Consider the following 22,516-nt stretch of genomic DNA (forward strand, 5'->3'; position numbering starts at 1 on the left):
TCGATACACTGGAAGGCATGACACAGGAAGACCAGAACGAAAACGCAACCAACGATACCAACTCTGCCGAAGAAAAATCGGCGAAGTACAGCTACAAGTCCTTCCGCAACGAGCCGTCTGTATTCATGGAACAGGCGCTCGGCGGACTGGTTGCCGCGCACCCGTACGCCGAGTGGCACAGTGAGGGCTTCATTGGCCTCACTGACGACGCTTATGCTGACAGTGACAACGACGAACGCGTCGCAGTAATCTCCGGCGGGGGTTCCGGACACGAACCGATGCACGCCGGCTTCATCGGCGTGGGCATGCTCGACGCCGCTTGCCCGGGTCTGCTATTCACCTCCCCGAACGCCGTCCAGATCACGGCGGCGACGGAGTGGGCGGACCGCGGCAAGGGTGTGGTCCACGTGGTGAAGAACTACACCGGCGATGTCATGAACTTCACCGTCGCCGCGAACAGCGTCGATGGTGAAGTCGCCACAGTCACCGTGGCCGATGACGCAGCCACGGAGATCGATGACGAAGACGATTCCCCGGGTCGCCGCGGCACCGGTGCGACGATCATTGTGGAGAAGATTGCTGGCGCATCCGCTGCCCGCGGGGACGACCTAGCAACCGTCGCAGAAACAGCACAGAGAGTCGCCGACCAGTCCCGCAGCATGGCGGTATCCCTTATGCCGGGTCACCTGCCCACGAGCGACCGCCAGACGTTCGATTTGGACGAGGGCGAGATCGAGATCGGCGTGGGCATTCACGGCGAGCCGGGTGTGGAGCGCCGCGACACCACCAAGGGCGAGAAGCCGACCGCACACGACCTCGTGGGTGAGCTGCTCGACGGCATCACGGAATCTCTGCAGAACGCCGACGTCAAACTCGAGGGTGAAGATGTTGTGCTCTTGGTCAACGGCCTGGGAGCTACGAGCGCCCTCGAGCTCGACCTCATCTTCGGCGAGGCGGTCTCCCAGCTCAGCGAGCGCGGAGTGACCGTGCGCCGCGGCATTGTGGGCACACTGGTCACAGCACTGAACATGACGGGCGTGTCCTTGACCGTTTCGGTGGTCGACGACGAGATTCTGGAGCTCCTCGACGCGGAGACGAACGCACCCGCGTGGCCCGCTGTGGTCGCAGACCCCAAGTACACCGCGGTTCACATGGTCGACGACGAGGAGACGCCGAACGAGGGAGGCGAGAATGAATGGCTCAGCACGTTCGCTGACCGCCTCGGAGCATCCTACGACGACCTGACGGAGCTGGACCGCGTGGCGGGCGACGGCGACTTCGGGCAGAATCTCGAGGCGGCGTTCGGCGATATCGAGACCCCTCTGAAAGGCACCGATGCCGACGTTCTCTCGTTCTTCGCACACCGGATGCTCGTGCGCGCCGGCGGTACCTCCGGCGCCGTGCTAGGGACCCTTTTCCGCGAAATGGGCGATGCATTCGCCGAAGCAGAGGTGGATTCCCGCGAAGCAGACACCGCCGACTTCCTCAAGGCGCTCAGCGCCGGGCTCAACAACGGTGTTCAGGCCATCACCGACTTGGGCGGCGCGAAAGAAGGCGACAACACGTTGATCGACGCGCTCGCCCCCGCCGCGAAGGAAGCGAAGAAGCTTGTCGACGGCACCGTGCCCGGCTCCATCTCCGAGGCCCTCGAGCAGATCCACGGCCCCGCAGTGGAAGGCGCCAAGTCCACCCGTGGCATGCAGGCCAAGAAAGGCCGCGCGTCCTACCTGGGCGAATCCGCCGCAGATGTGCCAGACCCGGGTGCAATCGCCATCACCTGGCTATTCGGTGAGGCAGCCGTCGACGATTTCTAAATCGCGATTTTCTACACTCATAGTCGAACGTGACACACTGAAGACTAAAGGAGCTAGTTGTCGTGGATTACATTTCCCGCCACATTGGCCCGACAGACAGCGAGCGTAAGCTCATGCTGGATGCCGTCGGCTACGGTTCGATCGACGAGCTGGTTACCGCCGCAACCCCGCCGGGCATTCTCGCCAAAGCACCGCTTGATCTGCCGGCGCCGCTTACGGAGTACGAGGCGCAGAATCGTCTGCGGGAACTAGCCGGTAAGAACACGGTGCTCAAGGCCTTCTACGGCCAAGGGTTCTCCTCCACCCTCACGCCCCCGGTGATCCGCCGCGGCGTGGTCGAGGATGCCGGCTGGTACACGGCGTATACCCCCTACCAGCCGGAAATCTCCCAGGGCCGCTTGGAGGCTCTGCTCAATTTCCAGACGATGGTGCAGGATCTCACTGGACTGCCCATCGCCAATGCCTCGCTGCTCGACGAAGCGTCCGCGGTCGCCGAAGCCATCGGCCTCATGTCTCGCGCGGTGAAGAAGGGCCGCCGGGTGCTGCTGGATGCGCGCCTGCACCCCCAGGTCATCGCAGTCGCCGCCGAGCGCGCACGCGCTCTGGACCTCGAAGTGGAAGTCGCTGCGGTGGACTCCAACCTGGTCGGCGAGGACTTTGTCGGCGTTGTGCTGGCCTACCCGGGAACCGAGGGCGACATCGTCGACCCGCGCCCAGTGATCGAGGCGATCCACTCCCGCGGCGGTCTCGCCACCGTCACCGCCGATCCCCTGGCACTCCTCTTGCTGGAGTCCCCTGGCGAGCTCGGCGCGGACATCGCCGTCGGCACCACCCAGCGCTTCGGTGTGCCGTTGTTCTACGGCGGCCCGCACGCCGCCTACATGGCCGTCACCGACAAGCTCAAGCGGCAGATGCCGGGCCGCCTCGTGGGAGTCTCTGTCGACGCGGAGGGCTACCCGGCCTACCGTCTCTCGCTGCAGACCCGTGAGCAGCACATCCGCCGCGAAAAGGCGACCTCTAATATCTGCACAGCCCAAGCGCTGCTCGCTGTCACCGCATCGATGTACGCGGTGTACCACGGCCCGGAGGGCCTTCGCGAGATCGCGCGGGACGTGCATGAGTGGGCGGGGCGCTTCGCTGCGTCGATAAGCAATGCTGGCCTGACGATCAAGCACCAGAACTTCTTCGACACTGTCGCGGTGACGGTGCCGGGGCGTGCGCAGGGCATCGTGGACGCTCTCGCGGAGTCCGGGTACCTCGCCCGCGCGATCGACGACGACACTGTGGCGGTCAACTTCGGTGAAGACACTGAGGAAGCGGATCTCGCGGCTCTCCTCGGCGGCTTCGGCATCATCGACGAACCTGCGCCTCAGGGAGACAACCACCTGCCGGGTGAACTGGCTCGCACGACTGACGTGCTCACCCACGAAGTGTTCAACACCCACCACTCCGAGACGATGATGATGCGCTACATCCGTGCACTCGGCGACAAGGATCTCGCTCTCGACCGGACGATGATCCCGCTGGGTTCGTGCACGATGAAGCTCAACCCCACCGCGGGCCTGGAAGCGATCACGTGGCCCAGCTTCGCCAACGTCCACCCCTTCACGCCGGACAAGTACACGCAGGGCTGGCGCGAACTCATCGATGAGCTGACCAGCTGGCTGGTGGAAATCACCGGTTACGACGCAGTCTCCGTGCAGCCCAACTCCGGCGCGACCGGCGAGCTGGCAGGCCTTCTGGCCATCCGCCGCTACCACGTGGCCAACGGGGACACAGAGCGCGACATCTGCCTCATCCCGGCATCCGCGCACGGCACGAACGCCGCCTCGGCGACTTTGGCGAACCTGCGTGTCGTGGTGGTCAAGACCGCGGACGACGGCTCCATCGACATGGCCGACCTGGACGCAAAGCTGGAGCAGTACGGCGAGCACGTCGCCGCAATCATGATCACCTACCCGTCCACCCACGGCGTGTACGAAGACACCGTCACGCAGGTGGCCGACAAGATTCACGCGGTGGGCGGTCAGGTCTACATCGACGGGGCGAACATGAACGCCCTGACCGGTCTGGCGCGCCCGGGCGATTTCGGCGGCGACGTCAGCCACCTCAACCTGCACAAGACATTCACCATCCCCCACGGCGGAGGTGGCCCGGGCATCGGCCCGATCGGCGTCGGTGAGCACCTGATCCCGTTCCTGCCCTCCGATCCACAGATCAGCGGCGAAGAGGCCGCTAAGGAAGCCATGCAGGGCGCCGGAGTGCCTATCGCCGCAACCACCTACGGTTCCGCCGGCGTGCTCCCCATCTCGTGGGCCTACATCGCTATGTCCGGTGCCGAGGGCCTAGCCTCTGCCACGCGCAACGCCATCCTCAACGCTAACTACCTGGCGCACGAGCTCAACGACTCTTACCCGGTCCTGTACACCGGCAACGCTGGGCTCGTTGGCCACGAGTGCATCATCGACCTGCGCGAGATCACCGATAAATCCGGAGTGACCGCCGCCGATGTGGCAAAACGCCTCGTCGACTATGGCTTCCACGCACCGACTCTCGCATTCCCAGTCGCCGGCACGCTGATGATCGAGCCGACCGAATCCGAGGACATCGCGGAACTGCAACGCTTCATTACCGCGATGCGCTCCATCCGCGCGGAGATCCAGGACATCATCGACGGCAACGTGTCATACGAGGATTCCGTCATCCACCACGCGCCGTACACCGCCCGCAGCCTGGTCACGTCCAACTGGGACTACGCCTTCACCCGCGAGCAGGCCGCGTACCCGGTCGAGTCTCTGCTGACGGCGAAGTATTTCCCGCCGGTCCGCCGCATCGACGAGGCTTACGGCGACCGCAACCTCGTGTGCGCTTGCCCGCCGCCGGAGGCATTCGACCTGGCAGCCAATCCTGACGACGGGGAGATCATCGAGCCAGTCGTCACCGAAGAGAACAGCAAATAAAGGAGTTACCGCCATGCCACAGACCCCGCTGCACAGCAAGCACGAGGCGCTCGGCGCATCGTTCACCGACTTTGGTGGCTGGACCATGCCTTTGAAGTACGGCAGTGAACTCGAAGAGCACCGCGCCGTGCGTGAAGCCGTGGGTATCTTCGATCTATCCCACATGGGTGAGATCGACGTCACCGGGCCTGATGCCGGCGCGTACCTCGACTACGTGCTCATTTCCAACCTGTCCAACCTCAAGGTCGGAAAGGCGAAGTACTCCATGATCGTCGACGAAGACGGCGGTATCCTCGATGATCTGATCACCTACAAGTTCACCGACGACCACTTCATGGTCGTGCCCAACGCCGCGAACACCGCCACCGTGTGGGCCGCGTTCCAAGCACGCACCGAGGGCTTCGACGTTCAGATCCGCAACGACTCCGAGGATGTCGCGCTCATCGCCGTCCAGGGGCCAGGTGCCCTCGACGCGTTGACGCCGTTGCTTGCCGACGATCCGGCGCCGCTTGCCTACTACTCCGGTGCATGGACCACGCTCCGCTCTGACAACGGCGATGTAGAGGTCTTCGTCGCCCGCACCGGTTACACCGGCGAGGACGGCTTCGAGCTGTTCTGCCAGAACGCCGACGCCGAGAAGATCTGGGACGCCGTGATCGGCTTCGGTATCTCCTGCGGCCTGGCCTCGCGCGATTCCCTTCGCCTGGAGGCATCCATGCCTCTCTACGGCCACGAGCTGACCGCGGATATCACCCCGGTGGAGGCGGGCATGGGCCGCGCCTTTGCAAAGAAGGAAGCCGACTTCGTGGGCAAGAACGCCCTGACCGGACGCGAGCCGTCCGTCGTCATTGCAGGCCTGACCTCCGAAGAGCGCCGCGCCGCACGTGAGGGAGCGGAGATCTTCCTCGCAGACGAGAACAGCTCCGGAGAGCGCATCGGCGTGGTCACTTCCGGTCAGCCCTCCCCCACTTTGGGTCACCCCGTGGCTCTCGCGCACATTGACCCCGCGCACGCCGAGCCGGGCACTAAAGTGGAAGTGGAAATCAGGGGTAGGCGCTACGCGTACACCGTCAGCGAGACCCCGTTCTACACCCGAAAGGACAAATAGCCATGTCTGATCTGCCCCAGGATTTCTCCTACTCCGAGGACCACGAGTGGGTCAACGCCGCCGCTGATGCCGTCAAGGGCCAGACCGTGCGCGTCGGTATCACCTCCGTCGCCACCGAACGCCTCGGCGAAATCGTCTTCGCTGAGCTTCCGGCCGTCGGCGACGCCGTCACCGCCGGCGAGACCTGCGGCGAGGTCGAGTCCACCAAGTCCGTCTCCGACCTGTACTCCCCGGTCACCGGCACCGTCACCGCTGTGAACGAGGAGATCGAGGACAACTACGAGGCGATCAACAACGACCCGTTCGGCGAAGGCTGGCTTTTCGAGGTCTCTGTCGAGTCCGCCGGCCCGCTCATGACCGCCGAGGAGTACGGTTCCGCAAACGGACTGTAGCCAGTCCTCTCCGCAACCGGCGCAGCCACGAGGTCTACCATGTAGGGCATGACCGCTCCTCGTGAACCTTTCTTCCCGGCCGACCGTTCCATCCGAGCCTCAGATTCCCCACTTGACGTGCGGGAACTGGGGCTCGTGGACTATGCGGAGACGTGGAAGCTGCAGGCGGAGTTGGCCGCCCAGAGGGACCGCGGGGAGATCGAAGACACGCTACTGGTGCTCCAGCACCCCAACACCTACACCGCCGGAAAGCGCACACAGCCCGAGGACCTCCCCGATAACGGCCAACCAGTCGTCACCGTGGACCGCGGCGGGCGCATCACATGGCACGGCGAGGGCCAGCTGGTGGTCTACCCCATCATCAAACTCGCCGACCCTGTCGACGTGGTCGACTTCGTCCGACGTATCGAGGAAGCCCTGATCGTCACCGCGCGCGAATTCGGCGTCCCCGACGCCGGCCGGATCGAGGGGCGTTCGGGTGTGTGGGTGCCGGCAGACGATCCGTCGATAGGCGTGCGGCGCGACCGCAAGATCGCGCAGCTGGGCATCCGTGTAACACACGGCGTGACCATGCATGGATTGGCCGTGAACTGCAACAACACCCTCGAATATTTCAGTCACATCGTCGCGTGCGGCATCAACGACGCTGACGTGACCACGCTCAGCCTGGAAACTGGGCGCGACATCACACCGGACGAAATCGCGCCGATTGTCGTCCGCAACCTCGACCGCGCATTCTCGGGCGAACTCAGCGTCGCCGACCACACCATTTCACGCGCGCGACTCTAAAAGGGGTGTCCGTGCCAGCGATATTCGCACGTTTGCGCGGACACGGTTAACGTTGGATGCGTGACTGTCGCAGAAGAAGGACGCAAGTTGCGCCGCGTGGAAAAACGCAACGCGCAGACCCCCATCGAATCCAAGCCGCGCTGGATCCGCAACGCCGTCAAAACCGGCCCCGAATACGAGGACATGCGGAAGAAAGTGAAGGGCGCGTCCCTTCATACCGTTTGCCAAGAGGCCGGCTGCCCCAACATTCACGAGTGCTGGGAATCCCGCGAGGCCACCTTCCTCATCGGCGGCGCGAACTGCTCCCGTCGCTGCGATTTCTGCCAGATCAACTCCGCCAAGCCGGAGCCGCTGGATGTGGAAGAGCCGCAGCGCGTCGCTGAGTCAGTGCGCGAGATGCAGCTGAACTACTCCACCATTACCGGTGTGACCCGCGATGACCTCGAGGACGAGGGTGCATGGCTCTACGCCGAGGTCGTGCGCAAGATCCACGAGCTCAACCCGCACACCGGTGTAGAGAACCTCACCCCGGATTTTTCCGGCAAGCCGGGCCTGCTCCAGGAGGTGTTCGAAGCAGAGCCCGAGGTCTTCGCCCACAACTTGGAGACGGTGCCGCGCATTTTCAAGCGCATCCGTCCCGCGTTCCGCTACGACCGCTCCTTGGACGTCATCCGCCAGGCGCGCGACTACGGGCTGATCACCAAGTCCAACCTGATCTTGGGCATGGGTGAGACCCGTGAGGAGGTCCTCGAGGCCCTCGCCGACATGCACGATGCAGGCACGGACATCATCACGATCACCCAGTACCTGCGCCCCGGCCCCATGTACCACCCGATTGAGCGTTGGGTGAAGCCAGAGGAATTCATCGAGTACCGCGACGCCGCCTACGACATGGGCTTTGCCGCCGTCATGTCCGGCCCGCTCGTGCGCTCTTCCTACCGCGCCGGCAAGCTCTACGTCGAGGCTATGAAGTTCCACGGCCGCGAGCTTCCCGAGAACCTCAAGCACCTTGCTCAGACCTCCCAGGGCGCCACAGACCAGGAGGCCGAGACTCTGCTGAACAAGTACGGCGCCTCGGAGGAGACCCCAGTCGTCTCCGCCGGTCGCCCATCCGTCACCCTCGGCATGCCAGGCATCGGGGCGAACTAGCGCATTTGGCACCTGGGCCTGGCAGGCCCTGGCTAGATCCAGCTAGTTGGAACCAGCTAAACGCCCTAAAACAATCGAATAGCTGGATCCAAGTAGCTGGTTTCTCAAAGCTGTAGCCGCGTCAAGTTCCCATCCACGACGCAACCCCCACCTGAGAGCCCTCAGAGCCTTCAGGTGGGGGTTGATCCGTTACTAGGTCTACCGGCTATCCCTACTTCTTACCGGTCGGAATGTTGGAACCGACCTTCCATGCCTCCGGGTTATCGCGGCTGTCGTCGGTGCCGCCGTCCTTGAACAGCGGGCGGTCGAGAACGACTGACGGAATGGCAAAGGCGTCAACCAGGACCTCGGACCACGGGCCGAGGGAGTCGACCAGGTCGTTGATGGAGGCGCGGGCTGCCTTGACGCGGCCGGAGGAGATCACGTTGTGCTCCTGGTACCAGCCAGCGTTACGGACGATGGTGTCGAAGACGAACAGGTGGCGGACCTGCTCGAAGACATCGCGCTCGACAGAGCCCACCGGGAGGGAGCGCTCGGCCTCAATCATGGCCTGGACCATGAGGTTCTCGATGTAAGCCCACGCCGCGTTGAGCATGTGGTCCTGGGACTTGTCGATGACCTTGGCAGCTTCTGCCTTGTCCAGCTTGCGTGCACCCTGAACGCGGCGGATCAAGGAGCGCATGACCAGCTGCTCGCGCATCTGGATGACCTTCAGCTGGTAGTCGGCGTCGAACAGGGACGCTTCCTCGCTGGTGAAGGTGTCCACCACGGACTGGACGGTGGAGCCCAGACCTGCGCGACTGCGGAAGATGTCGGTCACGTTGGTGGCCGCGAACTTCACAATGTCCATCGCGGACGGGTTCGCCATCTCGCTGGTGTAGGCCGTGAGCAGGTTCTTGCCGGCCAGCTGCAGCAGGACGGTGTTATCGCCCTCGAACGTGTTGTACACGTCGGTGTCGGCACGGTAGGTGGTCAGCAGGTTCTCCGACATGAAGCCGGCGCCGCCGCAGGCTTCGCGGCACTCCTGGATGGTGTCGGTGGCGTGCTCGGTGGCGACAGCCTTGAACGCCGCGGCCAGGGTCTCCATCTCGCGGGATGCGAGGGCCTGTGCCTCGGTCGGGTTAGTGGTGGACCACTCACCCGATGCCTGGCGGGCGGTCTGGTCCGCGTAGCGCGCCGTCAACTGGTTCTGGAGCAGCTGGACGGCGTACGTGCGGGCCAGCGGGATGATCAGGCGGCGGCGGTGAGCACGGTAGTCGATCAGCTTGTCTTCCGTGCCGGTGTCGCCGTAATCGAACTGGCGGCGCTTGTGCGCGTACTTCGTGGCAATGGCCAGCGAAGACTTGGTCGCACCGGAACCGGCGGCGCCGACTGCGATGCGGCCGCGGATGAGCGTGCCCAGCATGGTGAAGAAACGGCGGTTCTTCGACTCGATCGGGGAGGTGTAGTTGCCTGCCTCGTCCACGTCGCCGAACTGGTTCAGCAGAGCCTCGCGCGGGATGCGGACGTTGTCGAAGGTCAAGGTGCCGTTGTCGACACCGAGGAGGCCGCCCTTGTGGCCGTGGTCGCCGATCTTGACGCCCTCAACCGGGGAGCCGTCATCCTCGCGGATGCGTACGACGAAGCAGTGCACGCCGTGGGACTCTTCCTCACCCGGGGTGTAGAGCTGGGCGAAGACGGCGGACCAGCGGCCGTCGCGGGCGGTGTTGCCGATGTAGACCTTGGTGGCCGACGGGGACGGGGAGTTGATCACGAACTCCTGGGTCTCCGGATCGTAGATGGCCGTGGTCTCCAGCTCCTGGACGTTAGAACCGTGGCCGCGCTCGGTCATGCCGTAGGAGCCGAGCTTGGACAGGTCCATGGCGCCCTGCGCGTACTCGCGGTGGCGCTCGGTGCCCAGCACGTCGACAGCGCCGCCCCACAGGCCGAACTGCACACCGGACTTAATGGCCAGCGAACCATTGAACTGGCCGAGCAGGTCGAGGCCAAGGATGCCCACGTGAGCTTCACCGGAGCCGCCGTTCGCCTTGGAGAAGGCGGTCTGCATCATGCCGGAGGCGGCCACCATCTTGACCTTCTCCAGCAAGGCTGCACGAATCTCCTCGACGGAGCCTTCGATCATCGGCAGCGTTTCTTCGCGGTTGAGCTGCTCGCGGATATTGTCCTTCTGCTCTTCCCAAGGTCCGTCGAGCAGGGTCTTCAGCTTGCCGGCGACAGCCTGATCCGGAGTCTCCGGCAACGCCTTCGGCGAGCGGGATTCCGGCTTGGCCTTGCGGCCCTTTTCCTCAACAGAAGTCATGATGTCCTTCTTTCTTAGAAGCTTGCGTGAAGTGTTCGGTTTAACGCTCGATGATGGCTACGACACCCTGGCCACCTGCGGCACAGATGGAGATGAGGGTGCGGCCGCCGCCGTTCTCCTCCAGGGTCTTGGCTGCGGAAGCGAGGATGCGCGCGCCGGTGGCCGCGAACGGGTGGCCGGCAGCCAGCGAGGAGCCCTTGACGTTGAGCTTGGAGCGGTCGATGGAGCCCAGTGGCTTGTCCAGGCCGAGACGCTCGCGGCAGTAGGTCTCGTCCTCCCATGCCTTGAGGGTGGCCAGGACCTGGGAAGCGAATGCCTCGTGGATCTCGTAGAAGTCGAAGTCCTGCAGGGTAAGACCATTGCGCTCAAGGAGGCGCGGCACTGCGTAAGTGGGGGCCATGAGCAGGCCATCCTTGCCGGAGACAAAATCAACGGCAGCGAGCTCGGAGTCGACTAGGTAAGCGCGGACGGGGAGGTTCTGCTCCTGTGCCCATTCCTCGGAGCCGAGCAGGACTGCCGCAGCGCCGTCGGTAAGCGGGGTTGAGTTACCCGCGGTCATCGTGGCGGTGCCTCCGTGCTGCTCCGCATCCTTCTTGCCGAAGACGGGCTTGAGCTTGGACAGCTTCTCAACCGAGGAGTCCGGACGAAGGTTGGTGTCCTTGTTAACACCCAGGAACGGGGTCATCAGGTCGTTGAAGAAGCCTTCCTCGTACGCCTTGGCCAGGTTCTGGTGGGAGGTTGCCGCCAGCTCATCCTGTGCTTCGCGGCTGATCTCCATCTCACGCGCGGTGATCGCGGCGTGCTCGCCCATGGACAGGCCGGTGCGCGGCTCGCCGTTCTGCGGCTGCTCCGGTGCCAGCTGGTTCGGACGGATGGAGCCGACGAGCTTGAGCTGGTCCTTCGTGGACTTCGCGTTGGACAGGCGGATCAACGTCTTGCGCAGGGCATCGTTTACGGCGAGCGGCGCGTCGGACGTGGTGTCTGTACCGCAGGCGATTCCGTTCTCGATGCGGCCAAGTGCGATTGCGTCGGCGACCTGGATTGCAGACGTCAGCGAGGTGCCGCATGCATGCTGCACATCGAACGCGGGGGTCGTGGAGGCCAGCTCGGAGCCAAGCACGGACTCGCGCACGAGATTGAAGTCGCGGGCATGCTTGAGCACAGCGCCACCGACCACGAGACCCAGCTCCTGATCCTGCAGACCGTAGCGGGCAACCAGACCGTTGATCGCTGACGTGAGCATGTCCTGGTTAGAAGCGTTGGCGTATTCCTTGTTGGAACGCGCGAACGGGATACGGTTTCCGCCGAGGATGGCTACTTTGCGGGGTTGATTCATGCTTAGTTCCTGCACTTCCCATGGAGCTCGAGGTAAGTAACTGCTGATCAGTTGTTTACCGTGAGATTAATGTCTGGCATTTTACAAAGTTCGAACTTTGTAAGGTTCGTCACCATTGCGATCTTATAATAGTATTCGACACAGAGCTACCGAATTGGAACGGTCGCTGTTGCCGAAAATGAAGGAGAATATTGTGGCATCGAAAGGCCTCCTCGAACAGATCATCAACTCCCCCCTCGCCGCGAAAGCCGGCGTCCCCCAGGGGTACCCCCTTCGCCGCTACAAGCAGGGCGAGCCTCTTCTCCACGGCCCGGTCGTCGTCGGCGGCAGCGGCCGCCTCGCCGGTGAGCTGACGCCCCTGCTCGAAGGCCCGTACAAGCTCATCAAGGCCGAAGCTGACACCAAGCGCGCCGGCATCGTCTTCGATGCGACCGAGCTGAAGAAGCCGGAAGACCTCGTCGAGCTCTACAACTTCTTCAATCCGCAGCTGAAGAAGGTCTTGGACAACGCACGCATCGTCGTTATCGGCACCACGCCGGAGCTTATCGACGACGCCGATGCCCGCATTGCCGCCCGGGCGCTGGAGGGCTTCACCCGCTCCTTGGCAAAGGAAATGCGCAAGGCTGCCACGGTCCAGCTGGTGTACGTGGACCCGGAGATCGACGGCACCCAGATCAATAAGGTCGAGTCCACTCTCCGCTTCCTACTGTCCGGCAAGTCCGCCTTCGTCGATGCCCAGGTCATCCGCATTACCCCGGTCGATGTTCAGCTCCCGGAGAACTGGGAGAAACCGCTTGAGGGCCGCCTCGCCGTCGTTACTGGTGCAGCGCGCGGCATCGGTGCGACCATCGCGGAGACCCTCGCCCGCGACGGCGCCAAGGTCATCTGCGTGGACATTCCGCAGGCTGGCGAAGGCCTCGCCGAAACCGCCAACAAGGTCAAGGGCACCGCTCTCCCGCTCGACGTGACCGATCCGAAGGCTGCCGAGGAGATTGCCAAGCACGCCCAGGAGCGTTACGGCCGCAAGATCGACACCATCGTGCACAACGCCGGTGTCACCCGCGACAAGCTGCTCGTGAACATGGACGAGGGCCGCTGGAACATGGTCCAGAACATCAACCTCGTCGCACCGGTCCGCATCACCGAGGCTCTTCTCGACGCCGACGCATTCGCCGAGAAGCCCGCCATCGTCGGTGTGTCCTCCATGGCCGGTATCGCTGGTAACCGCGGCCAGACCAACTACGCCACCACCAAAGCCGGTGTCGTCGGTTTCGTCGACGCCTTGTCCGACCGTATCGCCAAGCTCGGCGGCTCCATCAACGCCGTCGCACCGGGCTTCATCGAGACCGACATGACCGCAGCGATGCCGTTCGGCCCACGTGAGGTCGGCCGCCGCCTGAACTCCCTGAACCAGGGCGGTCGTCCGGTCGACGTCGCCGAGACGGTCGCGTACTTCTCCGCGCCGTCCTCCGTCGCCGTCAACGGCAACACGGTCCGCGTCTGCGGCCAGAACCTGCTGGGAGCGTAAGCACCATGACTACTGCTGTGAACAAGGGCGACGACAAGGACCCCAAGAAGAAGGCTGATCAGGCCGCAGCTGAATCCAAGGCCGACGCGAAGGAAGCTGTCGCCAAGGCCCAGGACAAGGCCGAGGACCTTGCTGAGAAGGCTGCTGACGCGTTCGACGATGTGAAGGAGACTGTCTCCACCAAGGTCGAAGGGCTCAGCAACAATGCCGAACAAAAAGCGGGCGAGGCAAAAGCTAAGGCTGCCGAGGCCACGGAAAAGGCCGAGCAAAAGGCCGCCGACGCCGCCGGCGACGGTGAGAAGAAGGGGGCGGCTGGTGCGGACCGCACCTACGAGACGCTGAAGTCCATCCCGGACCTGAAGGCGATCAACCGCAAGATCTTCCTGAGCGCGATCCCCGGTGTCGGTGGCACGCGCGAGGCGAAGAAGGACCCGACCTCCGCGATCGAAGTCGGCGGCGTGAAGATCGGCCAGGAGAACCTGGCCAACTACACCAGTGCGACGGGTCTGCGTCTCGGTAACGAGATCCCGCCGACGTACTTCTTCGTGCTCTCCTTCCCGCTCGTCATGGAGCTGCTCTCCCGCCCTGACTTCCCCTACCCGGCGATGGGCGCGGTGCACGTGACCAACGTGATCGAGCAATCCCGCACCCTGACGGTGGATGGGACGTACACGATCCGCTCCCACGGTGAGAACCTCCGTCCGCATCGCCGCGGGCTGCTGGTGGACATCGTCACCGAGATCTTCGCCGAGGGCGACACCGCCGGCGAGCCGGTGTGGCGCCAGACCTCGACATTCCTGGGCATGGGCGCGAAATTCGCCAAGTCGGCGGATGTCAGTGTGACCACCCGCGCGGAGGATTCCGGCAAGGTGCTGCCCAAGCCAGAGCTTCCGGAGTTCAAGCCGAATGCCCGCTGGCGCTGGACCGGCTCCGATGTCAACGCCTACGTCGAGGCATCCAACGACCACAACCCGATCCACACCTCCAACCTGGGTGCGAAGCTCTTCGGGTTCCCGGCTCGGATCGCCCATGGCATGTACTCGGCGGCGGCGGTCCTCGCTCCACTCGAAGGCAAGCTGCCGGAGGCACTGCGCTACTCCGTCGAGTTCGTCAAACCTGTGGTGATCCCGGCGCAGGTCGCGCTGTGGACCATCGAAGAGGAAAACGGCTCCTACGGGATTCAGCTGCGCGGTTCGTCCAAGCCGGACAAGCTGCACCTCAACGCTGAGCTGACACCGCTGTAAGCGCCAACCCACGTTACTCACCCGTCGCCACCGCACTGCCGGAGGCGGCGGGTTTTCTGTTCCTCAGCCAGTGGCAGTTCGTGCGGCCCGCAGCCTCTTCGATAGTCTGGTGACCATGGCAAAGGACAAGAAGGCAAGCGCCGCCGAGAAATCCGCGAAGAAAGAGCAGCGCTCGGCAAAGCGCACGCAACGCAAGCAGACCCGTTCGCAGATCTGGCAGGCGTTCAACCTCCAGCGCAAGCGCGACAAGAAGTTGATCCCGCTGATGCTGGCCGCCATTTTGGGCGTGGGCCTGCTGTTCTTCCTCATCGGCCTGCTGTTCAACGGCCAGTGCTTCATGCTGGTGCTCGGCCTGCTCCTCGGCTTCGTGTTAGCTATGTTCATCTTCACCCGCCGCCTCGAGGGCTCGATGTACGACGAGGTGGGCGACACCCCCGGTGCTGCCGGTTGGACGCTGGAGAACATGCGCAACACCATGGGTATCGTGTGGCTAACCAAGACTGGCGTGGCCGCGAACCCGCAGATGGACACGGTTCACCGCGTGGTGGGCAACCCGGGCATCATTCTTGTCGGCGAGGGCAACGAGAAGCGTTTGAAGCCGATGATGGAAAAGGAGCGCAAGCGCATCGACCGCCTTGTCGCCGGCGTGCCCATCCACGAGGTGTTCGTGGGATCCGGTGAAGGCCAAGTTCCGCCGAAGAAGCTCCAGCGCCACCTGCTCAAGCTGCCGAAGAACTACAGCAAGGACGAGGTCTACTCCGTCAACGCGAAGCTCGAGGCGATGGACAATATCCGCGGCGGGCAGCGCGCGGGTCTGCCGAAGGGCCCGATGCCGCACCAGGCGCAGAACATGGCGGGAATGAACCGTAAGATGCGCCGCATGCAGCAGCGCAAGGGCAAATAAGCCTCATCACCAGCTCGTCCGCTCGTGAGCCGAAGGAGGCTACGAGCGGATTACTGCTGTTCCGGTCGCGCGGTCGTGCATGCCGCGGCCGTCAGCGTCGACAATCGCCGCCGGGAAAATGAACCCGGTGAGGATGGTGCGCACCGCCGCACGCCAGAAACCGACGGTCTCACCAGGTGTGTCCACACGGGCGACGCCCATCCCCAACACCGCCATCCCCGGGGTGCGCGCGAAGAGCCAGCCGCTGATGATTCCCAGCACCAGCCACAGGAAGTACGTCAGCGTCGAGATCCCGCCGAAAGCGTGGGTGTTCATGACAATGAAACCGGCGATGATCCAGCAAATGACCCAGTCGATGAGGACCCCGACTGCGCGCCGCATGACAGAGGCCATCGAACCGCTGCCCGTCTGTGGCATGCCGAGCTGCTCACCCGGCCAGCGACCGACCATGTACTCGTTGTCGGAACCGCCGGCTGGAGTTGACGGTTGATTTCCGGCGTTGCCGCCACGCTGCGCGTTACCCATGATGGTCAAGGATAGAGTACGGGTTTCGCATTCTGAACTCTTAGGAAACTTCGGGGCCGTTAAGCTCCGCGGAGGGCCCAGTTTTCAATGTACGATCGTTGGAAGCACCCAATTTGTACTCAAGGAGTTTTACCCGTGGGCTTTGACAACATCCAGGACACAATGAAATTCATCAAGGATGAGCACATCGAATTTGTGGATGTCCGCTTCACTGATGTTCCTGGCATTGAGCACCACTTCAGCATTCCGGCTTCCATGTTCGACGAAGACGCGGTGGAGGAAGGTCTCGCATTCGACGGTTCGTCGATTCGCGGCTTTACGACGATTGATGAGTCCGACATGATCCTCATGCCGGATCTGGCCACCGCCCAGGTGGACCCGTTCCGTAAAACCAAGACCTTGAACGTGAAGTTCTTCGTCAACGACCCGTTCACTCACGAGGCCTTTTCCCGTGATCCGCGCAACGTGGCGCTGAAAGCCGAAGAGTACCTCGCCTCCACCGGTATCGCCGACACCTGCTTCTTCGGTGCTGAGGCGGAGTTCTACCTGTTCGATTCCGTCCGTTACTCCGTCGACGCGCATAAGGCGTTCTACGAGGTGGATTCTATTGAGGGCTGGTGGAACCGTGAGCGCGAGACGGAGCACGCCGGCTCCCCGAACCTGGGCCACAAGACCCCGATGAAGGGCGGCTACTTCCCGGTGCCGCCGGTCGACCAGACAATGAACGTCCGCGACGCGATGACGATGAACCTGGCCAACGCCGGCTTCGAGATCGAGCGCTTCCACCACGAGGTGGGCACTGGTGGCCAGCAGGAAATCAACTACAAGTTCAACACGCTCCTGCACGCTGCCGATGATCTGCAGACGTTCAAGTACATCATCAAGAACACCGCTCACGAGTGGGGCAAAACCGCGACGTTCATGCCGAAGCCGATCGCCGGCGACAACGGTTCCGGCATGCACGCTCACCAGTCCCTGTGGAAGGACGGCGAGCCGCTTTTCTACGACGAATCTGGTTACGGCGGCCTGTCCGACATTGCTCGCTTCTACATCGGCGGCATCCTGCACCACGCCGGTGCCGTGTTGGCGTTCACCAACCCGACGCTGAACTCGTACCACCGTCTGGTCCCGGGCTTCGAAGCCCCGATCAACCTCGTGTACTCGCAGCGCAACCGGTCCGCCGCAATCCGCATTCCGATCACGGGCTCGAACCCGAAGGCCAAGCGCATCGAGTTCCGCGCGCCGGACCCGAGCGGCAACCCGTACCTCGGCTTCGCTGCCATGATGATGGCTGGTATTGACGGTGTGAAGAACCGTATTGAGCCGCACGAGCCGGTGGACAAGGACCTCTACGAGCTCCCGCCGGAAGAGGCTAAGTCCATTCCGCAGGCACCGACCTCCCTTGAGGCGTCGCTGGCTGCGCTGGAGGAAGACCACGAGTTCCTCACCGAGGGCGACGTGTTCACCGAAGACTTGATTGAGACCTACATCAAGCTCAAGAACGACGATGAAATCACCCCGGCTCGTCTGCGCCCGACGCCGCTCGACTACGAAATGTACTTCGACGTCTAAAGCAGCCGGACCCTGAAGGGCCCCACGACCCACGGTTTCCGTCACCGGATTCCGTGGGTCCTTTTTAATTTTTCGCAAGTTCTCCAGCGATCATTACCATATGCGGAGTGACTGATAAGTTCCGCAAACTTCCCCCTCCAGGACCGGCGTGGGGCGGCAGCCTGATGGGCACTTCAATTGTCTCCCGCTTGCTGGTCGAGGAGCACATGCTGGTCGGCTCGGCGCTTTTCGCCTCAATCGCGTGCGCGATTCTGATCGCCCTCGTCGTGGGATTCCTGCGGTACCGCCACCCGAGCTGGGAACGCACCTCAATGGCGGAATGGTCGATGTTCTTCATCGGCATCTTGGCGCTCGGCGCCGCGCTGTCAGGCCTCACAGACCAGGGCGTGTACCGTCTCATCGGCTTCTGGATCGGTGCGCCCGTTACCGTGGTCACGTGGGCGATCCAGCTCACGCGTTTCGACGGCACCCCGCGTTTCACTTGGGGCCTGCCACTTGTCGGCCCTATGATTTCGGCGTCGGTCGCCGGCTGGCTCGCACTCGACTACGGCCAGATGTACCACGTGATGGGCACTATCTTCTTCGCCATGTCGATCGTGACCGCGGTGCCGGTGTTCATTCGTGTCTACTGGGCAACGTGGCGCGGCAAGGTTGATCTGAGGGGAGCGAATTCCGCGACCGCATGGGTTCCGCTGGGCGTGGTCGGGCAATCCACCACTGCGATGCAGATCCTCTACCCGGGCCCAGTGTCCATCGTCTACGGACTCATCGCCCTCGGCATCGCCATCCCGCTTGCGATCTTCGCCATGTTCACCTTCTACCCCAACGTTGCGCGCTGGGTCGACTACTCCCCGGCATGGTGGTCCTGCACGTTCCCGCCGGGCACGATCAGCATGGGCGGACATCAGCTCGCCCTTGTCAACGGTTCGGAGCTGCTGGATGCGATCGCATTGAGTATCCCTCTGCTTCTGATCGTCCACTGGTCGCTGTGCTCCGGCAGGTTCTTGAGCTGGGTGGTGGAGGGCCGACGCCAGCGCGCGTAAAACCTGCAAGCTCAATCTCCGGCGGAGTCGTCTGCCTGCGTATATATTGGGGCCGACTGTAGAACGGCTCGAAGAAGGCGATTATGACGAATCCGAACATGCCCGATCCGAACAGACCTTAAGGCAACCACGGCACACCGCCTCCCCAGCAGTGGGCCAACCAGCCGCAGCACAGAGCCTTCGGCCCCGGCCACCAGGTTCCTGGGTCGACCGCCACAACGCAGAAGAAGTCCTCGCTTCCGGGGTGGCCGACATTCGTGGCTATCGGCTTGTTCTGGGTCACTCTCATCAGCAGTTTTCTTCCCATGCTGAAAATGACAACGGACAGAGATGCCCAGCGCGCCATAATCGAAGAGCAGTTCGGCGAGCTCGGCCGCGGCCAGTATGGCTTCGACATCGAAGATGCGCTCGTCGACTTCGCGTTGACCCTTAACTGGTGGGGCGGAATGACCATCGATGCTGAGGGCTTCGATACTGAAGCACAGATGATCGAACAAGAAATATTGAATGCGCCTGAATTTCAAGCTGACCAGGCCTTGTTAGTCGCGCTGGCATCACTGATCCTCGTCGCCTATCTCGCGGCCGTCGTTGTGGGCTTTTTCAAAAAGGATCGCGCCGCCGCCATCATCGGTCTGGTCGCCGCCGCTCTGCAAGTGCTTGCGCTCATTCTCGCGGTGATTAGCTGCGTTCGCGCCAACAGCGACGCTGAAGTAAGGGAGTTCACTCCGACCAGCTTGGGACTCGGTTTCTGGCTCTGGCTACTCGTGGTCATTATCGTCATCGCGGTGTTCGCTTTTGCGCTGCTGCACAACAAGTCAAAGAAGTCGGCTTACGCACCGGGCTTCACAAGCCCAGGTCAGCCTGGCCATCCACAGGCCTTTCGTCCGGGCCAGCCGCAGCAGGGCTTCCAACAGAACCCGCAGTTCCCACCCCAGGGCCAGCCGGGGCCGGGCTTCAATCCGGGCCAGCAGCCAGGTCCGGACGGCGGCAACCCGTACCAGCAATACGGCCGCTAAATAGCGCCATTTCATCCCGGGCATCCAGGACGACTGTCCGGGTTTCGCTTTCATAAGCAAGCACGCTTATCGACGAAACAGCACAAGACCTTGACTTGTTATTGGGTTTATGCAACACTTTGAACCATGTTCCCAAAGAAGAAACCGGTCAACCCGACTTGCAATCGGGTACGGGCGCTGTGCGCAAAGAGGGACATGACGCACGACCACTACCCCAGCCTGCATCTCGCCTTCCGTAAGTGCGGGGGCTTCGACCTGCCTGTTGAGGCCATCTTTTCCCGAACAGAATTCAACCTCATGTCCGACGAAATCTACCGGAGGAACCACTAATGAGCGCCGGAATCCCTGACTCCGTCAAAACACGCAACCGCACAATCCATTTGACTGATGCCGCAATCGCCGTGGTGATCCTTTCCGCCGCACTCCAGTTCTTCGAGCCTGGCATCGCGAACATGGCCTGGGCACTTGGGGCTCTCGCGGCGAACCTTGGCACGGTTGTTCTGCGCAAGCAGATCAATTACAACGATCTTCCGACCGCGGAGCTCGACGAGTACGAGATACAACGCCTCTTCGAGGCACGAGAAGACGGATTCAGGGCCGGACTCTTTCTCTCGATCGCCCTTCTCATAATCTCAGTTATCGTCGCTTTGGCTTCCCAGTACTGGGTCGAGCTCGATGCCACGGACGTCGCTTTGTTCTTCGCCAAGCTTCTCACCGTCCAGGTATTGTGGGTGCCGTTCATAATTGCGCGCTCCTTGGCCGGCAAGATCACCCGAGACGAGCTTATCGCCCGCTAAAGCCTTCTTTGAACACAGTGATAAAATCCGGTTATGAGCGCCTACCATCTCCTCGGCCGCACATACCGTTTACCTGCTGATTCAGCGCAAGACTTCTCACGAGTTTCAACCGGAACGTTTCCCCGCCCCGCATGGTGGCGCCCGCTGCTGGAGCTCGTCTTAGCCATCGGCCTCATCATGGCCCTCACCGCAGGGGCGACCGGCCTGTTCTACCTCTTTGAGAAGATCGCGCAGCCCAGCGTCAGCGCTTTTGAGAACTTCACTTTTGCCGACCGGCCTTACCTTGCGGTCGTTCTGTTCATCGGCTGGGTGGCTGCGCTCCCGGCAAGCTTTATAGCCGCACGGCTCACCGGCCGTGATCCCCGCGCGATCTGGTCGATTGAGCGCCGCTTCCGCTGGAAGTATTTCGGCCTCGCACTCATTCCGGCACTCATCTTTCTCGGCGCGGAGGGGATCTTCGCCATCGCGACTTCCGACCGCTCCGGAGCGACAGTTGGCCTGCTCAATTTCGGTGCGCTGGCCGTCATTATCGCGATGGCTCCGCTGCAGTCGTTGTCGGAGGAGCTGTTCTTCCGCGGCTCGTTGGTGCAGATCGTCGGACAGTGGTTCTCCCCCGCGTGGGTGGCGTATCTGCTGCCGTTCCTGTTCTTCTTGTCGGGCCACCATTACGGCTGGATGGGCATGGTCAACGTGGGAGTGTTTGCTTTGTGCGCGATATTTCTCACTTACAAAACCGGTGGCATCGAGGCAGCTGCCGCGGTTCACGCGGTGGGCAACACGTTCGCTTATGCCCCTGACGCTTTCGGGGTGAACGGGGTGGACCTCAACGCGGTATCCACTGTCGATCTGCTCATCTCGGTGGCAGCCACTGTCGCCGCGACAGCATTCGCTTACCTGTTGATTAAGCGCCGCACGTTGACGTCGGCCTCGTAGCCGGCGACGGTACCGCGCGAACCGTACTGCCACATGAGGGGCGTCTGCTTGCCGACGTCCCGCGGCCACTGTCGTCCCCTCAGTAGCTCCCCCGGCGAACCGACGTCATCTGCGCCAAAGTCGGCCAACCACACAGCACCGAATTCAGCGGTATCCGCGCCGAGCATCTGCCACCTCCAGTAGCGCGGATAGGTGTATATGCCGGCCACCAGCACGCCGCGCGCGAGGAAACGGTCACGGGCGTCGCGCACGTGCTCCACCGTCAGCCCGGCGGGGGTTTCGCAGTCGATCCACACGGGAAGGACGAGATCCCCCATGACTGCGCAGGCGGCTTCGACCTGCTCGGCGACGGTGGTCCCCTCCGACGGGTTGCGGAGGTAGTGGTAGGCCTCAACCGCCAGCCCGGCGCGGAGCGCATCCTGCACGTGCGAGGTGTAGGTGCTGTCGCGGTACGTGCCGTCGGTGGTGCGCACGACCACGAACTCGACGCCCTCTGCCGCGGCCTGGACGAGACTCAGCCCGTCCTGGTGCTCGCTGACGTCGATGCCGAACTGTAATTCGCCCATTGGGAGCATCTAGCGCTTGGCAAAGCCCATGCGCGGGGTGAAGGAGCCCGGGTGCTTGCGCTGCGCCACCGCATCGGCGATGACCAGCCGCCACTTGGGGTCCGTGACCGGCATCTGGGCGATGGAGAACCAGCCGGTCTCGCTGTTCTCGTCGTCGCCGACGGCGGGCACAGCGGCGGGGTCGTCGGCCTCGAGGCGCAGAGCAACAGACATGTAGCTGGCATTGTCGCCGTTCGCGTGAACGACGGGCCCGACGGCACCGACACCGAGGAGGGCGGCGGGGCTCACAGCTACGCCGGTCTCCTCCGCCACCTCGCGCACGGCGGCGTGGTGGGGCTCCTCGCCCGGGTCACAGATCCCGGTCACGGGCGTCCACTCACCGTTGTCGGCGCGCTTGACCAGGAGCACTTCGGGCACTGCCCAGGGTGAGTCATCCGTGGAGTCGCGCAGCACCACCGCGGTCACGGCCGGGATCCACATCAGATCCGTGCCGATCTTCTTGCGGGTTTCCACAATGAATTCGGGGATGGGCATGGCGCGC

At 63.1% G+C, this 22,516-nt stretch carries 21 protein-coding genes; 15 read left to right on the top strand and 6 right to left on the bottom strand.

All coding sequences use genetic code 11. The annotated features are described in order from the left end of the window. The first annotated feature begins 17 nt into the window (after positions 1-17). From QYQ98_RS03020 to lipA, 6 genes are all read left to right on the top strand, one after another. Positions 18-1,814 (top strand): dihydroxyacetone kinase family protein, encoded by a 1,797-nt coding sequence (locus QYQ98_RS03020; protein WP_302007292.1) that lies wholly within the window; start codon positions 18-20, stop codon positions 1,812-1,814. Positions 1,815-1,876: 62 nt separating this feature from the next. Continuing rightward, on the top strand, positions 1,877-4,774 hold the full coding sequence (gene gcvP / locus QYQ98_RS03025) for an aminomethyl-transferring glycine dehydrogenase (protein WP_302007293.1): 2,898 nt from the start codon (positions 1,877-1,879) through the stop codon (positions 4,772-4,774). Between the two features lie 13 nt (positions 4,775-4,787). Further along, on the top strand, positions 4,788-5,882 hold the full coding sequence (gene gcvT, locus QYQ98_RS03030) for a glycine cleavage system aminomethyltransferase GcvT (RefSeq protein ID WP_302007294.1): 1,095 nt from the start codon (positions 4,788-4,790) through the stop codon (positions 5,880-5,882). Positions 5,883-5,884: 2 nt separating this feature from the next. Then, on the top strand, positions 5,885-6,274 hold the full coding sequence (gcvH, locus tag QYQ98_RS03035) for a glycine cleavage system protein GcvH (protein WP_302007295.1): 390 nt from the start codon (positions 5,885-5,887) through the stop codon (positions 6,272-6,274). A 48-nt stretch (positions 6,275-6,322) separates the two neighbouring features. Then, entirely contained in the window at positions 6,323-7,063 is a 741-nt protein-coding gene (gene lipB, locus QYQ98_RS03040; protein WP_302007296.1) for a lipoyl(octanoyl) transferase LipB, read from the top strand. A 60-nt stretch (positions 7,064-7,123) separates the two neighbouring features. Continuing rightward, entirely contained in the window at positions 7,124-8,212 is a 1,089-nt protein-coding gene (gene lipA / locus QYQ98_RS03045) for a lipoyl synthase (RefSeq protein WP_302007297.1), read from the top strand. A 211-nt stretch (positions 8,213-8,423) separates the two neighbouring features. On the opposite strand, the gene QYQ98_RS03050 is transcribed toward lipA, so the two are convergent. Together QYQ98_RS03050 and QYQ98_RS03055 are read right to left on the bottom strand one after the other, a co-directional pair. Beyond that, complete coding sequence (locus QYQ98_RS03050; RefSeq protein ID WP_302007298.1) at positions 8,424-10,511, bottom strand: acyl-CoA dehydrogenase family protein; 2,088 nt, start codon at positions 10,509-10,511, stop codon at positions 8,424-8,426. A 40-nt stretch (positions 10,512-10,551) separates the two neighbouring features. Next, a complete protein-coding gene (locus QYQ98_RS03055) occupies positions 10,552-11,847 on the bottom strand; it encodes an acetyl-CoA C-acetyltransferase (RefSeq protein WP_302007299.1) in 1,296 nt (431 codons plus the stop codon). A 178-nt stretch (positions 11,848-12,025) separates the two neighbouring features. Here QYQ98_RS03055 and QYQ98_RS03060 point away from each other — a divergent pair, with 178 nt between their 5' ends. The 3 genes from QYQ98_RS03060 to QYQ98_RS03070 all read left to right on the top strand — a co-directional run bounded on the left by QYQ98_RS03060 (position 12,026) and on the right by QYQ98_RS03070 (position 15,523). Then, entirely contained in the window at positions 12,026-13,375 is a 1,350-nt protein-coding gene (locus QYQ98_RS03060; protein WP_302007653.1) for a 3-oxoacyl-ACP reductase, read from the top strand. A gap of 5 nt (positions 13,376-13,380) precedes the next feature. Then, positions 13,381-14,619: a MaoC/PaaZ C-terminal domain-containing protein gene (locus tag QYQ98_RS03065; RefSeq protein ID WP_302007300.1), complete on the top strand. Its 1,239-nt coding sequence runs from the start codon at positions 13,381-13,383 to the stop codon at positions 14,617-14,619. Between the two features lie 115 nt (positions 14,620-14,734). Then, positions 14,735-15,523 (top strand): DUF4191 domain-containing protein, encoded by a 789-nt coding sequence (locus QYQ98_RS03070; RefSeq protein WP_302007301.1) that lies wholly within the window; start codon positions 14,735-14,737, stop codon positions 15,521-15,523. A 39-nt stretch (positions 15,524-15,562) separates the two neighbouring features. On the opposite strand, the gene QYQ98_RS03075 is transcribed toward QYQ98_RS03070, so the two are convergent. After that, on the bottom strand, positions 15,563-15,973 hold the full coding sequence (locus QYQ98_RS03075; protein WP_302007654.1) for an RDD family protein: 411 nt from the start codon (positions 15,971-15,973) through the stop codon (positions 15,563-15,565). Between the two features lie 237 nt (positions 15,974-16,210). Between QYQ98_RS03075 and glnA the strand changes: the two genes are divergently transcribed. Continuing rightward, entirely contained in the window at positions 16,211-17,620 is a 1,410-nt protein-coding gene (gene glnA / locus QYQ98_RS03080; protein ID WP_302007655.1) for a type I glutamate--ammonia ligase, read from the top strand. Between the two features lie 107 nt (positions 17,621-17,727). After that, positions 17,728-18,663: a TDT family transporter gene (locus QYQ98_RS03085; RefSeq protein WP_302007302.1), complete on the top strand. Its 936-nt coding sequence runs from the start codon at positions 17,728-17,730 to the stop codon at positions 18,661-18,663. Between the two features lie 118 nt (positions 18,664-18,781). On the opposite strand, the gene QYQ98_RS03090 is transcribed toward QYQ98_RS03085, so the two are convergent. Then, on the bottom strand, positions 18,782-18,952 hold the full coding sequence (locus QYQ98_RS03090; protein ID WP_302007303.1) for a hypothetical protein: 171 nt from the start codon (positions 18,950-18,952) through the stop codon (positions 18,782-18,784). 16 nt (positions 18,953-18,968) lie between these two features. Between QYQ98_RS03090 and QYQ98_RS03095 the strand changes: the two genes are divergently transcribed. From QYQ98_RS03095 to QYQ98_RS03110, 4 genes are all read left to right on the top strand, one after another. Next, positions 18,969-19,679, top strand: a complete 711-nt coding sequence (locus tag QYQ98_RS03095) for a hypothetical protein (protein WP_302007304.1) — start codon at positions 18,969-18,971, stop codon at positions 19,677-19,679. A 126-nt stretch (positions 19,680-19,805) separates the two neighbouring features. Then, positions 19,806-20,009 carry a transcriptional regulator gene (locus tag QYQ98_RS03100; protein ID WP_302007305.1) on the top strand — a complete coding sequence of 68 codons (204 nt, stop codon included), beginning with the start codon at positions 19,806-19,808 and terminating at the stop codon, positions 20,007-20,009. Beyond that, entirely contained in the window at positions 20,009-20,476 is a 468-nt protein-coding gene (locus QYQ98_RS03105) for a hypothetical protein (protein WP_302007306.1), read from the top strand. The genes QYQ98_RS03100 and QYQ98_RS03105 overlap by 1 nt, the downstream gene beginning before the upstream one ends. 33 nt (positions 20,477-20,509) lie before the next feature. After that, entirely contained in the window at positions 20,510-21,409 is a 900-nt protein-coding gene (locus QYQ98_RS03110) for a CPBP family intramembrane glutamic endopeptidase (protein ID WP_302007307.1), read from the top strand. Here QYQ98_RS03110 and QYQ98_RS03115 read toward each other — a convergent pair. Together QYQ98_RS03115 and QYQ98_RS03120 are read right to left on the bottom strand one after the other, a co-directional pair. Then, positions 21,367-21,975, bottom strand: coding sequence for a glycoside hydrolase family 25 protein (locus QYQ98_RS03115; protein WP_302007308.1), 609 nt, complete (start codon positions 21,973-21,975; stop codon positions 21,367-21,369). The genes QYQ98_RS03110 and QYQ98_RS03115 overlap by 43 nt on opposite strands. A gap of 9 nt (positions 21,976-21,984) precedes the next feature. Further along, on the bottom strand, positions 21,985-22,509 hold the full coding sequence (locus tag QYQ98_RS03120) for an NUDIX domain-containing protein (RefSeq protein ID WP_302007309.1): 525 nt from the start codon (positions 22,507-22,509) through the stop codon (positions 21,985-21,987). Positions 22,510-22,516 lie beyond the last annotated feature (7 nt).

This window comes from Corynebacterium sp. P3-F1 (assembly GCF_030503635.1).
GTDB lineage: Bacteria > Actinomycetota > Actinomycetes > Mycobacteriales > Mycobacteriaceae > Corynebacterium.